We start from the raw sequence: 17,209 nt of genomic DNA, 5'->3' as shown, positions 1-17,209 counted from the left end.
TCAATTTTGCAATTGACAAGGCTTTTATATAGTTGGTATGAGAATTACTTAGCGATATTTACCGCTCTAGTTTCTCTAATTACAGTTACTTTAACCTGACCAGGATAAGTCATTTCTGTTTGAATTTTTTGTGAAATTTCGAAAGATAAAGTTGCAGCATTATCATCAGAAACTTTTTCGCTTTCTACAATAACACGAAGTTCTCTACCTGCTTGGATTGCGTAAGCGTTTTTCACACCATTAAATCCGTAAGCTACTTCTTCAAGATCTTTTAAACGTTGAATATAAGAGTCTAATACTTGTCTTCTTGCACCTGGTCTTGCACCTGAAATAGCATCACAAACCTGTACAATTGGAGATAATAAAGATTTCATTTCTATTTCGTCGTGGTGAGCTCCAATAGCGTTGCAAACCTCTTCTTTTTCACCATATTTTTCAGCCCATTGCATTCCTAATAATGCGTGAGGTAAATCACTTTCTGCATCAGGTACTTTTCCAATATCGTGTAATAAACCTGCCCTTTTAGCTAATTTGACATTCAGACCTAATTCAGCTGCCATGATTCCACAAAGTTTAGATACTTCGCGAGAGTGTTGTAGTAAATTTTGTCCATAAGAAGAACGGTATTTCATACGTCCTACTACTTTTATTAATTCTGGATGTAATCCATGAATTCCTAAATCTATAACGGTACGTTTTCCAACTTCTATAATTTCGTCATCAATTTGTTTTGCAGTTTTAGCAACCACTTCTTCAATACGTGCAGGGTGAATACGTCCGTCAGTTACTAATTTATGTAATGCTAAACGGGCAATTTCTCTACGAACAGGATCGAAACAAGAAAGTATAATCGCTTCAGGTGTGTCATCAACAATGATTTCAACTCCAGTAGCAGCTTCTAGTGCTCTAATGTTTCTTCCTTCACGTCCGATGATTCTACCTTTAACGTCATCTGATTCAATGTTAAAAACAGATACACAGTTTTCAACTGCTTCTTCTGTTCCAACTCTTTGAATCGTGTTAATGATTATTTTCTTAGCTTCTTGCTGCGCTGTTAATTTAGCTTCTTCAATTGTGTCTTGTATATGAGACATTGCTTCGGTTTTAGCCTCCGCTTTAAGTCCTTCTACTAGTTGGTTTTTTGCCTCTTCGGCTGATAAACCAGATATTACTTCAAGTTGTTGTAATTGACTTTTATGCAATTTGTCAACTTCTAATTGTCTTTTGTCAAGGATTTCGATTTTAGCGGTGTATTCAACTGCTTTTGATTCAAAATCATCATTTACTTTCTTCGCTTTAGATAATTCATTAGAAACTTGTGATTCCTTGTCTCTTATTCTTTTTTCAACTTCAGCAACTTTCTTGTCTCTTGCCAGAATTACTTGTTCGTGTTCTGATTTTAATTCAATAAATTTTTCTTTTGCTTGAAGAATTTTGTCTTTTTTTATGTTTTCAGCTTCAAGATTCGCGTCTTTTAATATAGATGAAGCTTCTTTTTTTGCACTTTTAATTAAATTAGAAATATTGCTTTTTTCAATTATTTTTGCGATTCCAAAACCCGCCGCTATACCTATAATCCCTGAAATGATGATCGTTACTATGTCCATGTTTGTTAAAATTTATATATAAAAAAAGCCTACATTAAGTTGTTTGTATAAACTCGAAAAGACAAGTTTTGAGCTAACTCACTGTTCAAGTTTCCTCGCCGAAGCGTGGCATGCTTTAGTAGTGATGATTTGCTCATTCTAAATTGTTAGTGTTGAGTTTACCAAATGTGAACTAATGTAGGCAGTATCTTAGTTTCTGTAAAGAACGTTTAATTGTCGAGATATTGATCTAAAAGCGCATTGATTTTTTTAATTCTTTCAATAGTCTCTTCACCATTAATAGAATTGTCAATTTGTTTTTGTTCTGATTGTGAGGCAAATTGTAAAGCGCACATGGCTAAAACATCTTGTTTATCACGAACAGCGTAATTTTCTTCAAATTGCTTCATCATTACGTCAATTTTTTTTGAAGCACTTCGCAGCCCTTCTTCTTGCGAGAGATCAACCGTTAACGGGTAGACTCTGTCTGCAATTGATATTTTAATTTTAAGCTTTTCGTCCATATTTTTTACTAATCAGATAGCTGTGCTATACAGTAATCAATTTCACGAATTAAAGAATTTATTTTGAGCTTTGTATCTCTTTTATTATCGTCACTGCCTAGTAGTGAGTTGGCAATCTTAAGTGTTTCATACTGCGATTTTAACGCTTCAATCTCATTCGACTGAGTTTGTATGATGTGTGCAGACTTTGTTAATTCAATCTTTAAATCTTGATTGGTTTTGTCTAAACTTCTTATTTTTGTAATCAGTTTTTCAATCTTATTTTCAAGAGTATCAATTATTTCTGCAATTACACTCATTTTATAGCCTATTCATTACTTAATATTACAAATTTAGTATTACTTTTTATTATTACAATATTTTATTTGTTTTTTTATCATAAAATAAGTAAGTTGTTGTAATGTAATTGGTTACGAAATCTACTTTTTTTACAAAGCATAATGAATTAGTTTTTTATCTTAGCAAAAATGTATATGATGAGATATTTTGTTTTTTTTCTACTGTTTTCAGTTTCTGGCTTTGCCCAAACAGCCTATCCAAAAGACTATTTTAGTCCGCCTTTAGACATCCCAATGGAATTATCTGGGAACTTTGGGGAATTAAGGCCAAATCACTTTCATGCCGGTTTTGATTTTAAGACGTTGCAAAGAGAAGGTTTAGCCGTACATGCTGTTGCCGATGGTTATGTGTCCAGAATAAAGATTTCAACTTTTGGAAATGGAAAGGCAATTTATATAACACATCCCAATGGATATACTTCCGTCTATTGTCATCTTCAAAAAACTACTGACGCCATTGATGATTACATTCAGAAAGCACATTATAAGGAACAATCTTTTGAAATAGAGTTGTTTTTAAAACCCAATGAATTGACTGTATCGAAAGGACAAACCATCGCTCTTACTGGAAATACAGGATCTTCTGAAGGACCTCATTTGCATTTTGAATTTCGCGACAGTAAAACAGAAAAGATTATTAATCCTTTGTTGTTTGGTTTTGATAAGTATATAAAGGACACTAAGAAACCAACTGTTTCTGCCGTATATGTTTACCCTTTAGATGATAAAACGTCAGTAAATAAATCGAAACGTCCACTTTTGCTAAGTTTGTCTTTGCAGAAAGATGGAACATATTTGGCTAATAAGGTTTTAGCCAATGGGAAAATTGGTTTTGGTGTTACTGCAGTTGATTATGACAATGTTTCTGGTAATAGAAACGGTGCTTATAAAATTCAAAGCTTTTTAAACGGTAAACCTAATTTTGGATATCAATTTGATACTTACTCTTTTGATGAAATGCGTTATATAAATGCATTGGTAGATTACTCAAGATATAGAAAAACGTATCAAAGGGTGCAAAAGTTGTTCATGATTAACCCATATAAATTAAGTATAATAAAAACAGATGATAGCAATGGAATTGTAACAGTGCTTCCAAATCTTAGCTCTGTGTATCGTATCGAAGTATCTGATTTTTTTGGCAATCTAAATACCATTTCAATTCCAATTGGTTTTGATTCTTCGGCTGCTATTGTTGAAAAAGAAGCTGTAGTATCAAATTACTTTCTAAAAGTAAACAAAGACAATAATTTTTCTAAAAATAAGGTCTCTGTATTCTTTCCTGCTGGAACATTTTATGAAGATTTCGATATGAATTTTGATGTTAGAAACGATGTGCTGTATCTTCATGACGACAGCGTTCCTGTTCATTCTCGTTTTGAAATTTCGATGGAGAGTGACAAATACACTGATGCCCAAAAAGAAAAAGTTTTCATCGCTGATGTTGATTCTAAAGGAAGAACTGGATATAATTCTACTAGAGTAAAAGGAAATGTGTATTCTGCAAATGTAAGATCGTTAGGGAAATATACTTTAGCAATGGATACAACGGCACCAACGATTTCAATTGCAAATTCCATTGAAGGAAAGTGGATAAGTTCTCAGAAAACCATTCAGCTTTCTATATATGACAGTGGATCTGGAATAAAATCCTATAATGGTTATTTAAACGGAAAATGGATTTTATTCGAATATGACAATAAAACAAGAAAATTAACCCATAATTTTAGTGATGGTATTGTTGCTGAAGGAGCCAATGATTTAAAAGTTGTGCTAACAGATAATGTAGGAAATTCAACTATCTTTGAGACTCATTTTTTTAGAAGTCAAAAATAATAACATATAGACAGCTTGAATATAAAAATAGTCATCTTTGCTTTTATTGCGTTTTTGTTGGGGTTTTCTTCTTTTGCTCAATCAGCTCGAGTAAAAGGGATTATTTTGGACAAAAATAATAATCCGATAGACAATGTAAATGTCTCCTGTTCTGGTAGTAGAACGCAGTCTAATGCAAATGGATTTTACCTTCTTACAGTTCCAGCAGCTCAAAAGTTGATTGTCACTTTTACGCATGTTTCTTTAAAAAAAACGACTGTTATTCTTACTTTAAAAGCAAATGAAGAGCTGGAGCTCAATTTGGTGATGAATGACCAGCAAGAGCAAATGGGCGAAATTATTGTTACTACAAATAATAAAAAGCTAGTTCAGGGAATAACAACCATAGCGCCGGAGGTGATCAGGAAAATACCAGGAGCCAATGCTGGTATCGAAAATGTTTTGAAAACTTTGCCTGGTGTGAATTCTAATAATGAATTGAGTACACAATATGCGGTTCGTGGTGGGAATTATGATGAGAATTTAGTTTATGTAAATGAGATCGAAATATACCGCCCTTTTCTGATTCGTTCTGGGCAACAAGAAGGACTTAGTTTTACCAACACTGATTTAGTGCAAAATGTCGATTTTTCTGCTGGTGGTTTTCAGGCTAAATTTGGGGATAAATTATCCTCTGTACTGGACATAACCTATAGGAAACCTTCAGAATTTGGTGCAACAATTGAAGCAAGTTTGCTTGGAGGAAGTTTTTCATTTGATGCAATTTCAAAAAATAAAAAATGGACCGCAATAACAGGAGTTCGATATAGGAACAATAGCCTTTTGGTAAAAAGCCAAGATACCCAAACAAATTATACTCCAACATTTGCTGACGTACAAACGAATGTAAATTATCAGGCTTCAGCCAAATGGCAATGGAGTTTCTTAGGGAATATTTCTCAAAATAAATATCAGTATCAACCATTAACACGTCAAACGAAATTTGGTACAATTGATCAGCCATTGGCACTTTCTGTATATTATGAAGGCCAGGAGCAAGATAAGTATGAAACTTATTTTGGAGCAATGAAAACAACGTATGCAGCGACTCCTAATTTTACATTAAAATTTATCGGTTCGGTTTTTCATACTTTGGAACAAGAACATTTTGATATTTTGGCACAATATCGCTTGGGAGAAGTAGATTCAAATATAGGGTCAGAAACCTATGGTGATGTTGCTTTTACAAAAGGAATTGGTTCGCAACTGAATCATGCTCGAAATGATTTGGATGCTTTAATTGTAAATGCCGAAGTAAAGGGATTTCACGATTGGCGAAAAAATGAAATAGAATGGGGAGTAAAATATACTCGTGAATCGATTCGCGATCGTGTGGTGGAGTGGGAAATGATAGATTCAGCTGGATTTTCTATTAATCCTCCCATTATTAATTTACCTAAAAATGATCAGCCATATTCGTCTTATCAAGGACCTTTAGTTCCCTATCAAGATGTTCGTGCAACTAATTTTAATGTTATTAACAGGTTTTCTGGTTATGGGCAATGGAGTAGAAAGGGGAATGTAGGTGCGACTGAACTTTGGTATAATGCGGGAGTGCGAATGCATAACTGGGAAGTCTCAGGAGCGAATAGCAAAGGAGATGCGCAGTTTACTTTTAGTCCAAGAGCACAAATTTCGATTAAACCAAATTGGAATAAGGAAATGGTTTTTAGACTCTCTGGAGGAGTCTATCATCAGCCACCTTTTTATAGAGAGCTGAGGGATGCCGATGGAGTGGTGCAGCCTAATGTCAAGGCGCAACAATCAGTTCATTTAGTGTTAAGCGATGACTATAGTTTTAAAATGTGGAATCGTCCTTTTAAACTAGTTTCTGAACTGTATTATAAATCCTTGACTGATGTGAATACTTATACTATTGATAATGTCAGAATTCGCTATGCCGCTTCTAATGTTGCTAAGGGCTATGCGCAAGGACTAGATCTTCGACTGAATGGGGAGTTTGTTCCAGGAACGGAGTCTTGGTTGAGTTTTGGTTATTTAAAAACAGAAGAAAATAGTAACGATAGAGGATATATAGCCAGACCAACAGATCAAAGGCTTAAATTTGCACTTTTGTTCCAGGATTATATGCCTAATATTCCTAGCGTAAAAATATATTTGAATTTGGTGTACAACACCGGATTGCCAGGAGGTTCTCCGTCTTATGCAGATCCATATTTGTATCAAAATCGATTGAATGATTACCGCAGGGCAGACGTAGGTTTCTCTAAAGTGTTTATTGATAGCAATTCAGAGAAGCTAAATACGAATTGGTTTGGGAACTTTAAAGAGCTTGCTTTAGGACTTGAAATCTTCAATCTTTTCAACAATCAAAATGCGATTACCAATACATGGGTTAGAGATGTGTATTCTAAAAATGAATATGCGATCCCAAATTTTATGACTACAAGAGTTTTTAATATTAAGTTGAGTGCTAAGCTATAGTAAATGGCTAATGTCGTTCTAAAGTGGTTCGAGCTGTTTTAACACATTAATTGGACATAAATATCAGAAGCATTTTTAAAAATGATTACATTTGGATTTATTTTTTAATATTACATCATTATGAAAAAGTTACATATAGCATTATTAGGTATGGCAATTTTACTTTTGGCCAGCTGTAAGGAAGAGGTGGAAAAGCCAAAAGTAATTTATGATGCCACTAATAAAGGTAAAGGAATTACAAATATTGATTCTACTCAAGTTGCTATTGCCGACTTACCTATTCAGATTGAGGGAACTAGTTATTTGATTCATCCAATTGCTGATTTGCGTGTTTATGAACGTGGTACAAAGGCAAGATATGGTTCTTCTAGTGTAATCGATTTGAGTTTTACGATTTCTAATTATGGAGAAAATGAAATTACAGGCTATTTGCAAAATCTGAAGTTTCAAAGAGTTGATTCTGATTCGATACATACATTAACTGATAAACCTGCTTTGATTCTGACTGCGACTTATCTAAAATCAGTTTCGGATAGAGTTAAAAAACAAGTTATGGTTTATACCATGTTTGATATGGACACGAATAGAGATGGGAAATTAGATACTAGTGATATTAAATCCTTGTATTTAAGTGATATTAGTGGCGAGAAATTCACTAAAATATCTACTAATTTTCATGAATTGATTGATTGGAATTTAATAGAATCAAAAAACCGTCTGTATTTTAGAACCGTTGAAGACACTAATAAAAACGGACAGTTTGATAAAAATGATGTTGTTCATTATAATTATGTTGATCTATCAAACGGTGATTGGAAAGTATCCAGCTACGAACCGATATAAAATAAAGAATAAACTTTAAATCAGAATATCACTTTCAAGATCTGATTTTTCGATTGCGAAATCAAATCCTAGTTGTTTTACTAAATCAATGACTAGGTTTTTATACCAGTTCTCTGATTTAGGATGGATGTATATTTTCTCAATCAGCTGATCAATGTCTACGTTAATTTTTAGTCCGTCATTAAGCGTCATTTTATTTTCGGCAACATCAGTAAGAATGCGGACTTCACGCTCATATTGAAAACTTTTTCGCTTGAATAAAAAGGGGAAAAACATATCGTCAAAAGGAATGTATTCCTTCTTATAATCAATGTAATTTACTTCTCCAATAAACTGCTTGTAGTTATTTTCAGGAATTAAGGCATTTTGTAGTCTTCCTATAGTTGATTGAATAGCTAATCCTTCACTGTTTTGCGTAAAAATTTGCCACATAGCAAAAGACTCGTATTCGTTAATGTGCCAACTGCTAATTGCCACTTTTTCACGGTGAGTCTTGTAATATTTTAAAAAGTCAGGATTATTGGTCGAAAGCTTTTTGATTTCCTCAAAAGTAGGTTCGCTAAATGTACCTTCATATTGATCTTCGAACTTATCGGATCTTGACATGAATAATTTTTTGGACATCAACAAATCTAAAAACTTAGACAAGTCTAAATACTTCCAAACAATAGTGTCTGGATCAGCAGAAAGTGTGATATTTGGGTTATTAAGGTACATTTTTTAAATTTACAAATTTAGAAACAGAAAATTATCATTCATCAAATATACCTTTAATATATAGTCTTAAATCATTATTCGAATGATTGCATTGTAACCAATTTGTTATACATGCCATTCAATGCAATTAATTCATCATGCGTTCCTTGCTCAACAATTTTTCCTTTTTGCATTACTACGATAGAGTCTGCTTTTTGAATGGTAGAAAGACGGTGTGCAATGACAATCGACGTTCTGTTTTGCATCATGTTTTCTAAGGCTACTTGTACGAATTTTTCACTTTCAGTATCTAATGCAGAAGTAGCTTCGTCCAAAATCATGATTGGAGGATTTTTCAATACCGCACGAGCAATTGATAATCGTTGTTTTTGACCACCAGAAAGCTTGTTTCCGCTGTCTCCAATGTTAGTATGTATTCCTTTTGGTAAGTCTTTGACAAACTCATAAGCATTAGCAATTTTTAGCGCCTCAATGATCTCCTCATCTGTGGCGGTTTCTTTTCCTAATGAAATGTTGGCTTTTATGGTGTCGTTAAACAAGATGCTGTCCTGTGTCACTAATCCCATCAAGCCGCGAAGCGATTGCAAATTGATGTCTTTTATATCGGTTCCATCAATACTAATAGTTCCATCAATTACGTCATAAAAACGAGTCAATAAATTGGCAATTGTACTTTTTCCACTTCCAGATTGTCCTACCAGAGCTATCGTTTGTCCTTTTTTAACCTGAAGAGAAAAGTCTTTTAAAACAGTTTCTTCTTCGTATTTAAAGTTTACATTTTTGATAGTTATTTCCGAATCGAAAGTGTTTTTGGCAATGGCGTTTTCTTTAGAAACAATCTCGTTCTCCACTTCCAGTACTTCAAAAACACGTTCTGCGGCTGCAAGTCCATTTTTTACGGAATACGACGCTTTAGAAATAGCTTTTGCTGGCGTAAGAATATTAAATGCCAAAGTTAGATAAACGATGAAGGCCGATCCATCCAATGTTTTTTCTACTAAGACTAAATTTCCTCCGTAAAAAAGTAAGATGGCAATTGTCGTCACTCCTAAAAATTCACTTAATGGTGTTGCTAAATTGTTTTTACTTCCTATGCTGTTTGTTAAATTCAATAATCGGGTTACTGAATCGTTGAATCTGCCTTTGAAGGTTGGTTCTGCATTATAGCTTTTAATCACCTTCAATCCGCCAAGAGTTTCATCTACAATAGAAATCAGGAAACCGCTTTCTCTTTGTGCTTGTAATGATTTTGCTCTTAGGTTCTTAGCAACTTTTGATATGATAAAACCAGAAATAGGCATGAAGATTAAAACAAACAAAGTAAGTTTTAAGCTAATAATAAACATAGTAACTAAGGCGAAAATAATAGTAAGCGGTTCTTTTACAACTAATTCTAATATAGAGAAAAAGGAATTTTGAACTTCGTTTACATCACCAAGCATACGTGCCATAATATCTCCCTTTCTTTTTTCGGAATAATAGGAGATAGGCAACTCGACAATCTTTTTGTACATTGATTTTCTCAAATCTCTTAAAACACCATTTTTCAGATGCATTATATGGTGTGATGCCAGATAATTGAATAGGTTTTTGAATAAAAATGTCGTGATTACCATTAAAACAACAAACAAAAGAGCGACTTGAATACCATTATCCTTTGTTAATTCTGAAATTTTGTAATACAAAAAATCAGAACCAAACTGCTTTAAATTTCCTATTCCCGTATATACAGGTTCTTTTAGTATGACTTTGGTTTTACCAAAAAGCACTTCAAGAACCGGAAAAATGGTTAGCATAGAAATAGTGCTAAACAAAGCGTACAGAATGTTGTATATCACATTCCAGACAATATGGGTTTTGTATGGTTTTGTATAGGGAAGAAGTTTTATTAAATTTTTGTCCATTAGTTCAATTGCATTGCAATAATAATATTTTTAATCTTTTCGTTTAAAACGCTTTCCACTTCCTTGAAATCTTCAACAGATTCTAATTCTGCATTTACACTGATGTAGAATTTTATTTTAGGTTCTGTTCCACTTGGTCTTGCACAAATTTTAGATCCGTCTTCAGTGTAGTAAATCAATACATTTGATTTCGGAATTTCCATTACAGTTTCTGAACCGTCTAATAAGTTCTTAGCTACAGAAGATTGGTAATCTTCGACTATTATCACTCTTTGTCCGTTGATTTCTTTTAATGGGTTTTCACGTAAATCAACCATCATTTGGCTAATTTCCTGTAAACCTTCGATTCCTTTTTTGGTTAGTGAAACTAGGTGCTCTTTGTAAAATCCATTGTCTACATACAGTTGCAATAACTCTTTGTACACTGAACTACCTTTTGCTTTAGCTTGAGCTGCAACTTCGCATATTAATAAAGTAGCCGCAACAGCATCTTTATCACGAACAGCATCTCCTACCATAAATCCGAAGCTTTCTTCTCCACCACCAATGAATTCCAATTCAGGAAAATCTTTGATCATTTTAGCAATCCATTTAAAACCAGTCAATCCTACTTTGCATTCTACTTCGTAGTTTGTAGCTAGTTCCATCATCATTGGAGTAGACACGATAGTTGAACCCACAAATTGCTTTCCATTGATTTTTCCTGCTTTTTTCCATTGTTCTAATAGAAATGCAGTCATCAAAATCATAGTTTGATTTCCGTTTAACAAAGTCATTTGACCTTCGTTATTACGAACAGCAACTCCTAAACGGTCGCAGTCAGGATCAGTTCCTACTACAATGTCCGAATTGGTTTTGTCAGCTAATTCCATTGCCATGGCTAATGCTTCTGGCTCTTCTGGATTTGGAGATTTTACAGTTGGGAAATCACCGTTTGGAACTCTTTGCTCTTCAACAATATGCACATTAGTGTAACCAGCTTGCGATAAAGTATCAGGAACTAGTGTTATCGATGTTCCGTGTAATGAGGTGAACACTACATTTAAATTTTCTTTTGCGGCAGCAGGCGTATTAAAACTTGCGTTTTCAATAGATGATTTTATAAATGCCTTATCTACGTCAGTATCGATATAGTGAATCAAATCTTCGTTTGCATCAAACTTGATTTGGTCGAAGCTTAAATTTTCAATGGTGTTAATGATTTTTTCGTCTTCTGGCGGTACGATTTGCCCACCGTCTTCCCAGTATACTTTGTATCCGTTGTATTCAGGAGGATTGTGTGAAGCTGTAAGTACAATTCCGCATTGGCATCCTAAATGTTTAACGGCAAATGACAATTCAGGTGTTGGTCTTAATTCTGAAAACAAATAAACTTCAATGCCATTAGCAGAGAAAACATCAGCAACTAATTTTGCAAGAGTGTCGCTATTGTGGCGGCAGTCATAAGCAATAGCGGCTTTTATAGGTTGGTTAGGGAAAGCAATATGCAAATAATCAGATAGACCCTGAGTGCTTTTTCCAAGAGTATATTTGTTAATGCGATTGTTTCCAACGCCCATTATTCCGCGCATTCCACCAGTACCAAATTCTAAATCTTTGTAAAAACTTTCCTCTAATTCTTTAGGGGATGTAGTCATCAATTCTTTAACGGCTTCCTGTGTTTCTTTGTCAAATGTAGGAGTTAGCCATACATTCAATGCGTCTAAAATGTTTTGTTTGATTTCCATTTTATATGTTTTTAGTTTAAGTTTTTAAAGTATGTCGCTTTCTCAGGAGCTAATTCCTGCTATTCATTACAATCTTATAGTCCAAAAACTGGCCTATAAGGATTTTCATTACTATCAGGGCTAGGCTATATTATAGATTAACCTGAGTCGAAATTTTATAACGCTCTTCGTTGTTTTTAGTACGCAAAATGATTTCGCCCAGGAAACCAGCCAAAAACAGTTGAGTCCCTAAAATCATTGTGGTTAACGCAATGAAAAACCAAGGGTTGTCAGTAACTAAAGTATATCGCATGTCATTATACATATGATATAGTTTTGAAATTCCAATATAGCCCGCAAGCATAAAACCAATAATGAACATTAGTGATCCCATGGCTCCAAACAAGTGCATCGGTCTTTTTCCAAATCGGGAAAGAAACCAAATGGTAATTAAGTCAAGGAAACCATTGATGAAACGTTCCATTCCAAATTTAGTTTCACCGTATTTTCTAGCTTGATGTTGTACTACTTTTTCGCCAATTTTTCCAAAACCAGCATTTTTTGCCAAAACAGGAATGTATCGGTGCATTTCGCCTGAAACTTCAATGTTTTTTACAACAATATTTTTGTAGGCTTTCAATCCGCAATTAAAATCATTCAGTTCTACTCCAGAAGTTTTTCTGGCAGCCCAATTGAATAATTTAGAAGGCAGGTTTTTAGCGACAACAGAGTCGTATCGTTTCTTTTTCCATCCGGAAACCAAATCAAAATCTTGACTTGTAATCATGTTGTAAAGTCCGGGAATTTCCTCAGGACTATCTTGTAAGTCGGCATCCATTGTGATAATGACATCACCTTGGGCTTTTGCAAAACCAGCATGCAAAGCTTGAGATTTTCCGAAATTTCTCATGAAACGAATTCCTTTTATATTGGGGTTTTCCGAAGCAAAACCTTCAATAATAGACCAGGAATTATCCGTACTTCCGTCATCTAAAAAGATAACTTCATAAGAATAATTATTTGTTTGCATTACCTTAATAATCCAAGTGTACAATTCTGTAAGCGATTCCTCTTCGTTAAGAAGCGGTATAAGTATGGATAGATTCATTAATTACAGGCTTTGTGGATTTTCGTTTTTTACAATTGCACCTACAATTAGCGAATATATTAACCCAAAAAAGGAATACATAGCAAGTGTAACAGGTAAAACAATTAAAGGATTCATGAATTTTTTCATCATTTCAATTCCCATTTCCATTTCTTTACTCGTTATGTTAGGGTTTTGTTTGATCATATCGTCTTGAGTAATTGAAATCATTTCATTGATAAACTCAGGATAGATAAAGTTAAAAGCGATATTAAATAGACCATATATTAGGGCAGCAATAAAAGTGATAGAAACTCCTACTTTTAAAGCTTCGCCAAAGCTAATGAAACCGTTGTTTAAATTTTTCTTAAAATTGATACATCCTAAATAGATGAATACTAGGGGTAGTACTAAGTAATTAGCAATATTTACAATCACGCCGGCACTGGTTCCTACTAATGATCGCATTCCTATTATGTACATTATCACGAATTCTAAAATCATTATAACGCCAAACAATACGCCATATATTAGTCCAGATTTCCCTGGTGATACACTTCTTTCCATAAAGACTTTTTTAATTAATCCACAAATATAGCAATTCCCAATTTATTGGACTACAAAAAACAGTTTTTACGATTTAATAAAAAAAATGAAACAAAGATTTGTTTATTGGAAAATAATTGTAAATTTGCAGACTCAAAATAATAGTGTAAAAACAAAAAGTTATAGTGAGTTTATACCTTTTCCGTTAAACGAAAAGCTTCAAAACAAGTTATAGCCAAACAAATAAACAAGATGAAAAAAGGAACTCACCCAGAGAATTACAGATTAGTTGCATTTAAAGACATGTCAAATGAAGACGTTTTTATCACTAAATCTACAGCAGATACAAGAGAAACAATTACAGTTGACGGTGTTGAATACCCAGTTGTGAAAATGGAGATCTCTAGAACTTCTCATCCTTTTTACACAGGTAAAAACAAACTTATCGATACTGCAGGACGTATTGATAAATTTAAAACTAAATACGCTAAACACGTTAAGTAATCTTAACTTGTTTGTTGATATAGTAAAGCCTTCCATTTGGGAGGCTTTTTTTATTGATTTAAATTGGGAGAGCTTAGAGAGTAAACTTGTAAATAAAACAAATAAAAACTTTGTAACTTTGACCCTTTGTAACTTTTGAACTTTATAAAATGAACTACATACTTTTTGATGGCCCAGCCAGAAATGCCTTATTGCCTTTTACCTTCACACGTCCTGTTGCAGACATCCTTATTGGAATTATGACAATTCGCCAAAAATGGGAAATGCATTTGGGTTCTACCACTACCACTTTAACGGAAGAATATTTATCTGATAAATTCCCAATGGTAGAATTAGAAAATAATGTTATGATTAATGCCTCCTTTTTACCCAACGCAGTTTTGGCTGAAATGGTTGATAATTTGCAACCAAATCAAGTCATCTTTAAAGGAGAAGAAGTAGTCGCTTTTTATACGCAGGAAGACCAAGAAGAAGTAGATTTTGATTCTTATGAAATTATAGAATACAACGAAGACTGCTTGACGGTTCAGAATACTTGGGATATTTTCTCAAAGAATGCCGCTGCGATTCAGGAAGACTTTGAGTTTTTGACTGAAGGTAGAAAATCGCAAACAATACCAAAGAGTGTTAATGTAATTGCGCCAGAAAACATATTTATCGAAGAAGGGGCTAAGTTAGAGTTCGTGACACTGAATGCGTCTACGGGTCCTATATATATAGGTAAGGATTCAGAAATTATGGAAGGTTCTGTGATACGGGGTCCATTTGCTTTGTGTGAAGGCGCTGTAGTTAAAATGGCTGCCAAAATATACGGAGCAACAACTGTTGGCCCAAATTCTAAAGTAGGAGGTGAGATTAATAACTCAGTCTTGTTTAGTAATGCTAACAAAGGTCATGATGGCTTTTTAGGAAATTCTGTTTTGGGTGAATGGTGTAATATTGGTGCTGACAGTAACAATTCGAACCTAAAAAATAATTATGAGGAAGTGAAATTATGGAGTTATGAAACCGAAGGCTTTGCTAAAACGGGACTTCAATTTTGCGGATTGATGATGGGAGATCATAGTAAATGTGGAATCAATACCATGTTTAACACTGGAACCGTTATTGGTGTAAGCGCTAATATCTTCGGAAGCGGTTTTCCTCGTAATTTTGTTCCTAGTTTTTCATGGGGAGGTGCAGCAGGTTTTTCTACCTACATCACTAAAAAAGCTTTTGAAACGGCTAGACTTGTAATGGGGCGCAGGAATGTAGATTTTGACGAAAAAGAAGCAGCTATTTTAGAACATGTCTTTGAAGAAACGAAAAAGTGGAGAAAAGGATAGTCTTTTGCTAAATAGTTTATAGTTTTAAAAATGGTTTTATTAATGTAATAAGACCATTTTTTTGTGGCCTTATTTACGGTCAATTATGAAAATTTTATTTTTTAATCATGACATAGTGTTAAAATGTTTTGCTATGTGTAATATTCGGGATTCTGAGTTGAGCCTTGTTTTTAGATGATTAATCAGTTTTTGCTCTTTTTTATAGTCTTGCATTAGTTTTTTTTAACTAGATGTTTTAGTTTTATAAAAAATTATGAGTGAAACGATTGTTTTGTTGATTTTTTAATAATTATTAATATAAAATATATTTATGGAAGAGATTATTGGGGTATTAAATGGTATTGTTTGGAGTAACGCATTAATCGTTTTGTGTTTAGGTACAGGACTTTATTTCACTTTACGTACCCGTTTTTTACAAGTGCGCCACATCAGAGAAATGTTTCGTTTACTGTTTGACGGGAAAAGTTCTGAATCTGGAGTCTCTTCTTTTCAAGCCTTATCGATGTCTTTAGCAGGAAGAGTAGGTACGGGAAATATTGCAGGTGTTGCTACAGCTATCGCTTTTGGAGGACCAGGAGCTATGTTTTGGATGTGGATGGTTGCTTTTTTAGGAGCAAGTACCGCTTTCGTAGAAGCAACATTGGCACAAATTTATAAAGAAAAGCATTTAGGACAGTTTCGTGGAGGTCCCGCTTTTTATATCGAAAGAGGATTGGGAGTGAAATGGTTTGCCGTTTTGTTTGCCATTGTTTCTATAATCTCTGCGGGTTTGTTACTGCCAGGAGTGCAGGCAAATTCTGTTGCTGACGGAATACAGAATGCCTTTAATATTGATACTTGGATGTCTGGAGTTGCTGTTGCAGTAATCTTTGGAGCCATTGTATTTGGAGGTGTAAAAAGAATCGCCAAGTTTACAGAGTATGTGGTGCCTATAATGGCTATCGCTTATATTTTAATTGTATTGGTGATAATTATAATTGACATCGATCAACTTCCAGGAGTTATTTCATTAGTGTTTAAAAGCGCTTTTAATATGGAAGCTGGTTTTGGGGCTGTATTTGGTCTGGCAATTCAATGGGGTGTAAAACGTGGAATTTATTCTAACGAGGCAGGACAAGGTACTGCTCCGCATATTGCTGCTGCAGCAAATGTTTCGCATCCTACTAAGCAAGGTTTAGTACAATCGTTTTCGGTTTATATTGATACTTTATTGGTTTGTTCTGCTACTGGTTTTATGTTGTTAATAACAGGAAGGTATAATGTGCAAGATCCTGTATTAGCGGCTGACGGAACTACTAAGTTTTTATATGAAGGAGCTAAAAATGTAACTGTAGGGCCTGGGTTTACTCAGAGCGCCATGGATAGTGTTTTACCTGGTTTTGGATCTTATTTCGTTGCCATTGCATTGTTCTTCTTTGCCTTTACTACTATTTTGGCTTATTACTACATAGCTGAAACGAATATTTCTTATTTGACAAGAAATTTGAAGTCGCCAGTTTATACGCATTTATTGAAATTGGTTATGATGTTGGTTATAATGTATGGTTCAATCAATCAAGCAAAATTGGCCTGGGATATTGGTGATCTAGGAGTAGGACTTATGGCTTGGTTTAATATCATTGCGATTATTCTATTACAGAAACCAGCCTTAGCCGCATTGAAAGATTACGAAAAACAGAAAAAGGAAGGGAAAGATCCCGTTTTCAATCCCGAAGATATTGGGGTTTCAAATGCACATATTTGGAATACCATAAATAAAAAGGAAAAGGAGTAAGTTTAGATTAACTATTTCTTTTGAAAGCTTCCAGG

General features: G+C 34.1%; 14 protein-coding genes. 6 read left to right on the top strand and 8 right to left on the bottom strand.

Annotated features, from left to right (window positions below; translation table 11 throughout):
• Nucleotides 1-44 precede the first annotated feature (44 nt).
• The 3 genes from rny to BLV91_RS11995 all read right to left on the bottom strand — a co-directional run bounded on the left by rny (nt 45) and on the right by BLV91_RS11995 (nt 2,409).
• On the bottom strand, nt 45-1,607 hold the full coding sequence (gene rny / locus BLV91_RS12005; protein WP_091433619.1) for a ribonuclease Y: 1,563 nt from the start codon (nt 1,605-1,607) through the stop codon (nt 45-47).
• Nucleotides 1,608-1,816: 209 nt separating this feature from the next.
• Complete coding sequence (locus BLV91_RS12000; RefSeq protein WP_091433617.1) at nt 1,817-2,110, bottom strand: cell division protein ZapA; 294 nt, start codon at nt 2,108-2,110, stop codon at nt 1,817-1,819.
• 8 nt (nt 2,111-2,118) lie between these two features.
• On the bottom strand, nt 2,119-2,409 hold the full coding sequence (locus tag BLV91_RS11995; RefSeq protein ID WP_091433616.1) for a hypothetical protein: 291 nt from the start codon (nt 2,407-2,409) through the stop codon (nt 2,119-2,121).
• A gap of 177 nt (nt 2,410-2,586) precedes the next feature.
• Between BLV91_RS11995 and BLV91_RS11990 the strand changes: the two genes are divergently transcribed.
• The 3 genes from BLV91_RS11990 to BLV91_RS11980 all read left to right on the top strand — a co-directional run bounded on the left by BLV91_RS11990 (nt 2,587) and on the right by BLV91_RS11980 (nt 7,611).
• Nucleotides 2,587-4,284 (top strand): M23 family metallopeptidase, encoded by a 1,698-nt coding sequence (locus BLV91_RS11990; protein ID WP_175514004.1) that lies wholly within the window; start codon nt 2,587-2,589, stop codon nt 4,282-4,284.
• A 15-nt stretch (nt 4,285-4,299) separates the two neighbouring features.
• A complete protein-coding gene (locus BLV91_RS11985) occupies nt 4,300-6,768 on the top strand; it encodes a TonB-dependent receptor (RefSeq protein ID WP_091433614.1) in 2,469 nt (822 codons plus the stop codon).
• A gap of 120 nt (nt 6,769-6,888) precedes the next feature.
• Nucleotides 6,889-7,611, top strand: a complete 723-nt coding sequence (locus BLV91_RS11980; protein ID WP_091433613.1) for a hypothetical protein — start codon at nt 6,889-6,891, stop codon at nt 7,609-7,611.
• A gap of 15 nt (nt 7,612-7,626) precedes the next feature.
• Here the strand turns inward: BLV91_RS11980 and BLV91_RS11975 are convergent, their stop codons facing one another.
• From BLV91_RS11975 to BLV91_RS11955, 5 genes are all read right to left on the bottom strand, one after another.
• Nucleotides 7,627-8,328, bottom strand: a complete 702-nt coding sequence (locus BLV91_RS11975) for a DUF2971 domain-containing protein (protein WP_091433611.1) — start codon at nt 8,326-8,328, stop codon at nt 7,627-7,629.
• 74 nt (nt 8,329-8,402) lie between these two features.
• On the bottom strand, nt 8,403-10,232 hold the full coding sequence (locus BLV91_RS11970) for an ABC transporter ATP-binding protein (RefSeq protein ID WP_091433610.1): 1,830 nt from the start codon (nt 10,230-10,232) through the stop codon (nt 8,403-8,405).
• Nucleotides 10,232-11,959 (bottom strand): phospho-sugar mutase, encoded by a 1,728-nt coding sequence (locus BLV91_RS11965; RefSeq protein ID WP_091433608.1) that lies wholly within the window; start codon nt 11,957-11,959, stop codon nt 10,232-10,234. The genes BLV91_RS11970 and BLV91_RS11965 overlap by 1 nt, the downstream gene beginning before the upstream one ends.
• Before the next feature lie 130 nt (nt 11,960-12,089).
• Nucleotides 12,090-13,046, bottom strand: a complete 957-nt coding sequence (locus BLV91_RS11960) for a glycosyltransferase family 2 protein (protein ID WP_091433607.1) — start codon at nt 13,044-13,046, stop codon at nt 12,090-12,092.
• A gap of 3 nt (nt 13,047-13,049) precedes the next feature.
• Nucleotides 13,050-13,592 (bottom strand): DUF4199 domain-containing protein, encoded by a 543-nt coding sequence (locus BLV91_RS11955; RefSeq protein ID WP_091433605.1) that lies wholly within the window; start codon nt 13,590-13,592, stop codon nt 13,050-13,052.
• A 231-nt stretch (nt 13,593-13,823) separates the two neighbouring features.
• Here BLV91_RS11955 and BLV91_RS11950 point away from each other — a divergent pair, with 231 nt between their 5' ends.
• The 3 genes from BLV91_RS11950 (at nt 13,824) to BLV91_RS11940 (ending at nt 17,174) form a co-directional block, all read left to right on the top strand.
• Entirely contained in the window at nt 13,824-14,075 is a 252-nt protein-coding gene (locus tag BLV91_RS11950; protein WP_007136285.1) for a type B 50S ribosomal protein L31, read from the top strand.
• A gap of 149 nt (nt 14,076-14,224) precedes the next feature.
• Nucleotides 14,225-15,400 carry a GlmU family protein gene (locus tag BLV91_RS11945; RefSeq protein WP_091433604.1) on the top strand — a complete coding sequence of 392 codons (1,176 nt, stop codon included), beginning with the start codon at nt 14,225-14,227 and terminating at the stop codon, nt 15,398-15,400.
• A 310-nt stretch (nt 15,401-15,710) separates the two neighbouring features.
• The gene (locus tag BLV91_RS11940) at nt 15,711-17,174 is read left to right on the top strand and encodes an alanine/glycine:cation symporter family protein (protein ID WP_091433602.1); all 1,464 of its coding nucleotides are present in this window, start codon (nt 15,711-15,713) and stop codon (nt 17,172-17,174) included.
• The last annotated feature ends 35 nt before the right edge of the window (nt 17,175-17,209 follow it).

Source organism: Flavobacterium degerlachei, from assembly GCF_900106645.1.
GTDB lineage: Bacteria > Bacteroidota > Bacteroidia > Flavobacteriales > Flavobacteriaceae > Flavobacterium > Flavobacterium degerlachei.
The sequence above is the reverse complement of the archived record's forward strand: the minus strand, read 5'-3'. Positions and strand labels throughout refer to the sequence as shown.

Coding starts and splice junctions, on each gene's coding strand:
- BLV91_RS12000 (WP_091433617.1), bottom strand. CDS start 2,110: ATGGACGAAAAGCTTAAAATTAAAATATCAATTGCAGACAGAGTCTAC.
- BLV91_RS11980 (WP_091433613.1), top strand. CDS start 6,889: ATGAAAAAGTTACATATAGCATTATTAGGTATGGCAATTTTACTTTTG.
- BLV91_RS11950 (WP_007136285.1), top strand. CDS start 13,824: ATGAAAAAAGGAACTCACCCAGAGAATTACAGATTAGTTGCATTTAAA.
- BLV91_RS11995 (WP_091433616.1), bottom strand. CDS start 2,409: ATGAGTGTAATTGCAGAAATAATTGATACTCTTGAAAATAAGATTGAA.
- BLV91_RS11940 (WP_091433602.1), top strand. CDS start 15,711: ATGGAAGAGATTATTGGGGTATTAAATGGTATTGTTTGGAGTAACGCA.
- BLV91_RS11965 (WP_091433608.1), bottom strand. CDS start 11,959: ATGGAAATCAAACAAAACATTTTAGACGCATTGAATGTATGGCTAACT.
- BLV91_RS11970 (WP_091433610.1), bottom strand. CDS start 10,232: ATGGACAAAAATTTAATAAAACTTCTTCCCTATACAAAACCATACAAA.
- BLV91_RS11990 (WP_175514004.1), top strand. CDS start 2,587: ATGAGATATTTTGTTTTTTTTCTACTGTTTTCAGTTTCTGGCTTTGCC.
- BLV91_RS11945 (WP_091433604.1), top strand. CDS start 14,225: ATGAACTACATACTTTTTGATGGCCCAGCCAGAAATGCCTTATTGCCT.
- rny (WP_091433619.1), bottom strand. CDS start 1,607: ATGGACATAGTAACGATCATCATTTCAGGGATTATAGGTATAGCGGCG.
- BLV91_RS11975 (WP_091433611.1), bottom strand. CDS start 8,328: ATGTACCTTAATAACCCAAATATCACACTTTCTGCTGATCCAGACACT.
- BLV91_RS11960 (WP_091433607.1), bottom strand. CDS start 13,046: ATGAATCTATCCATACTTATACCGCTTCTTAACGAAGAGGAATCGCTT.
- BLV91_RS11955 (WP_091433605.1), bottom strand. CDS start 13,592: ATGGAAAGAAGTGTATCACCAGGGAAATCTGGACTAATATATGGCGTA.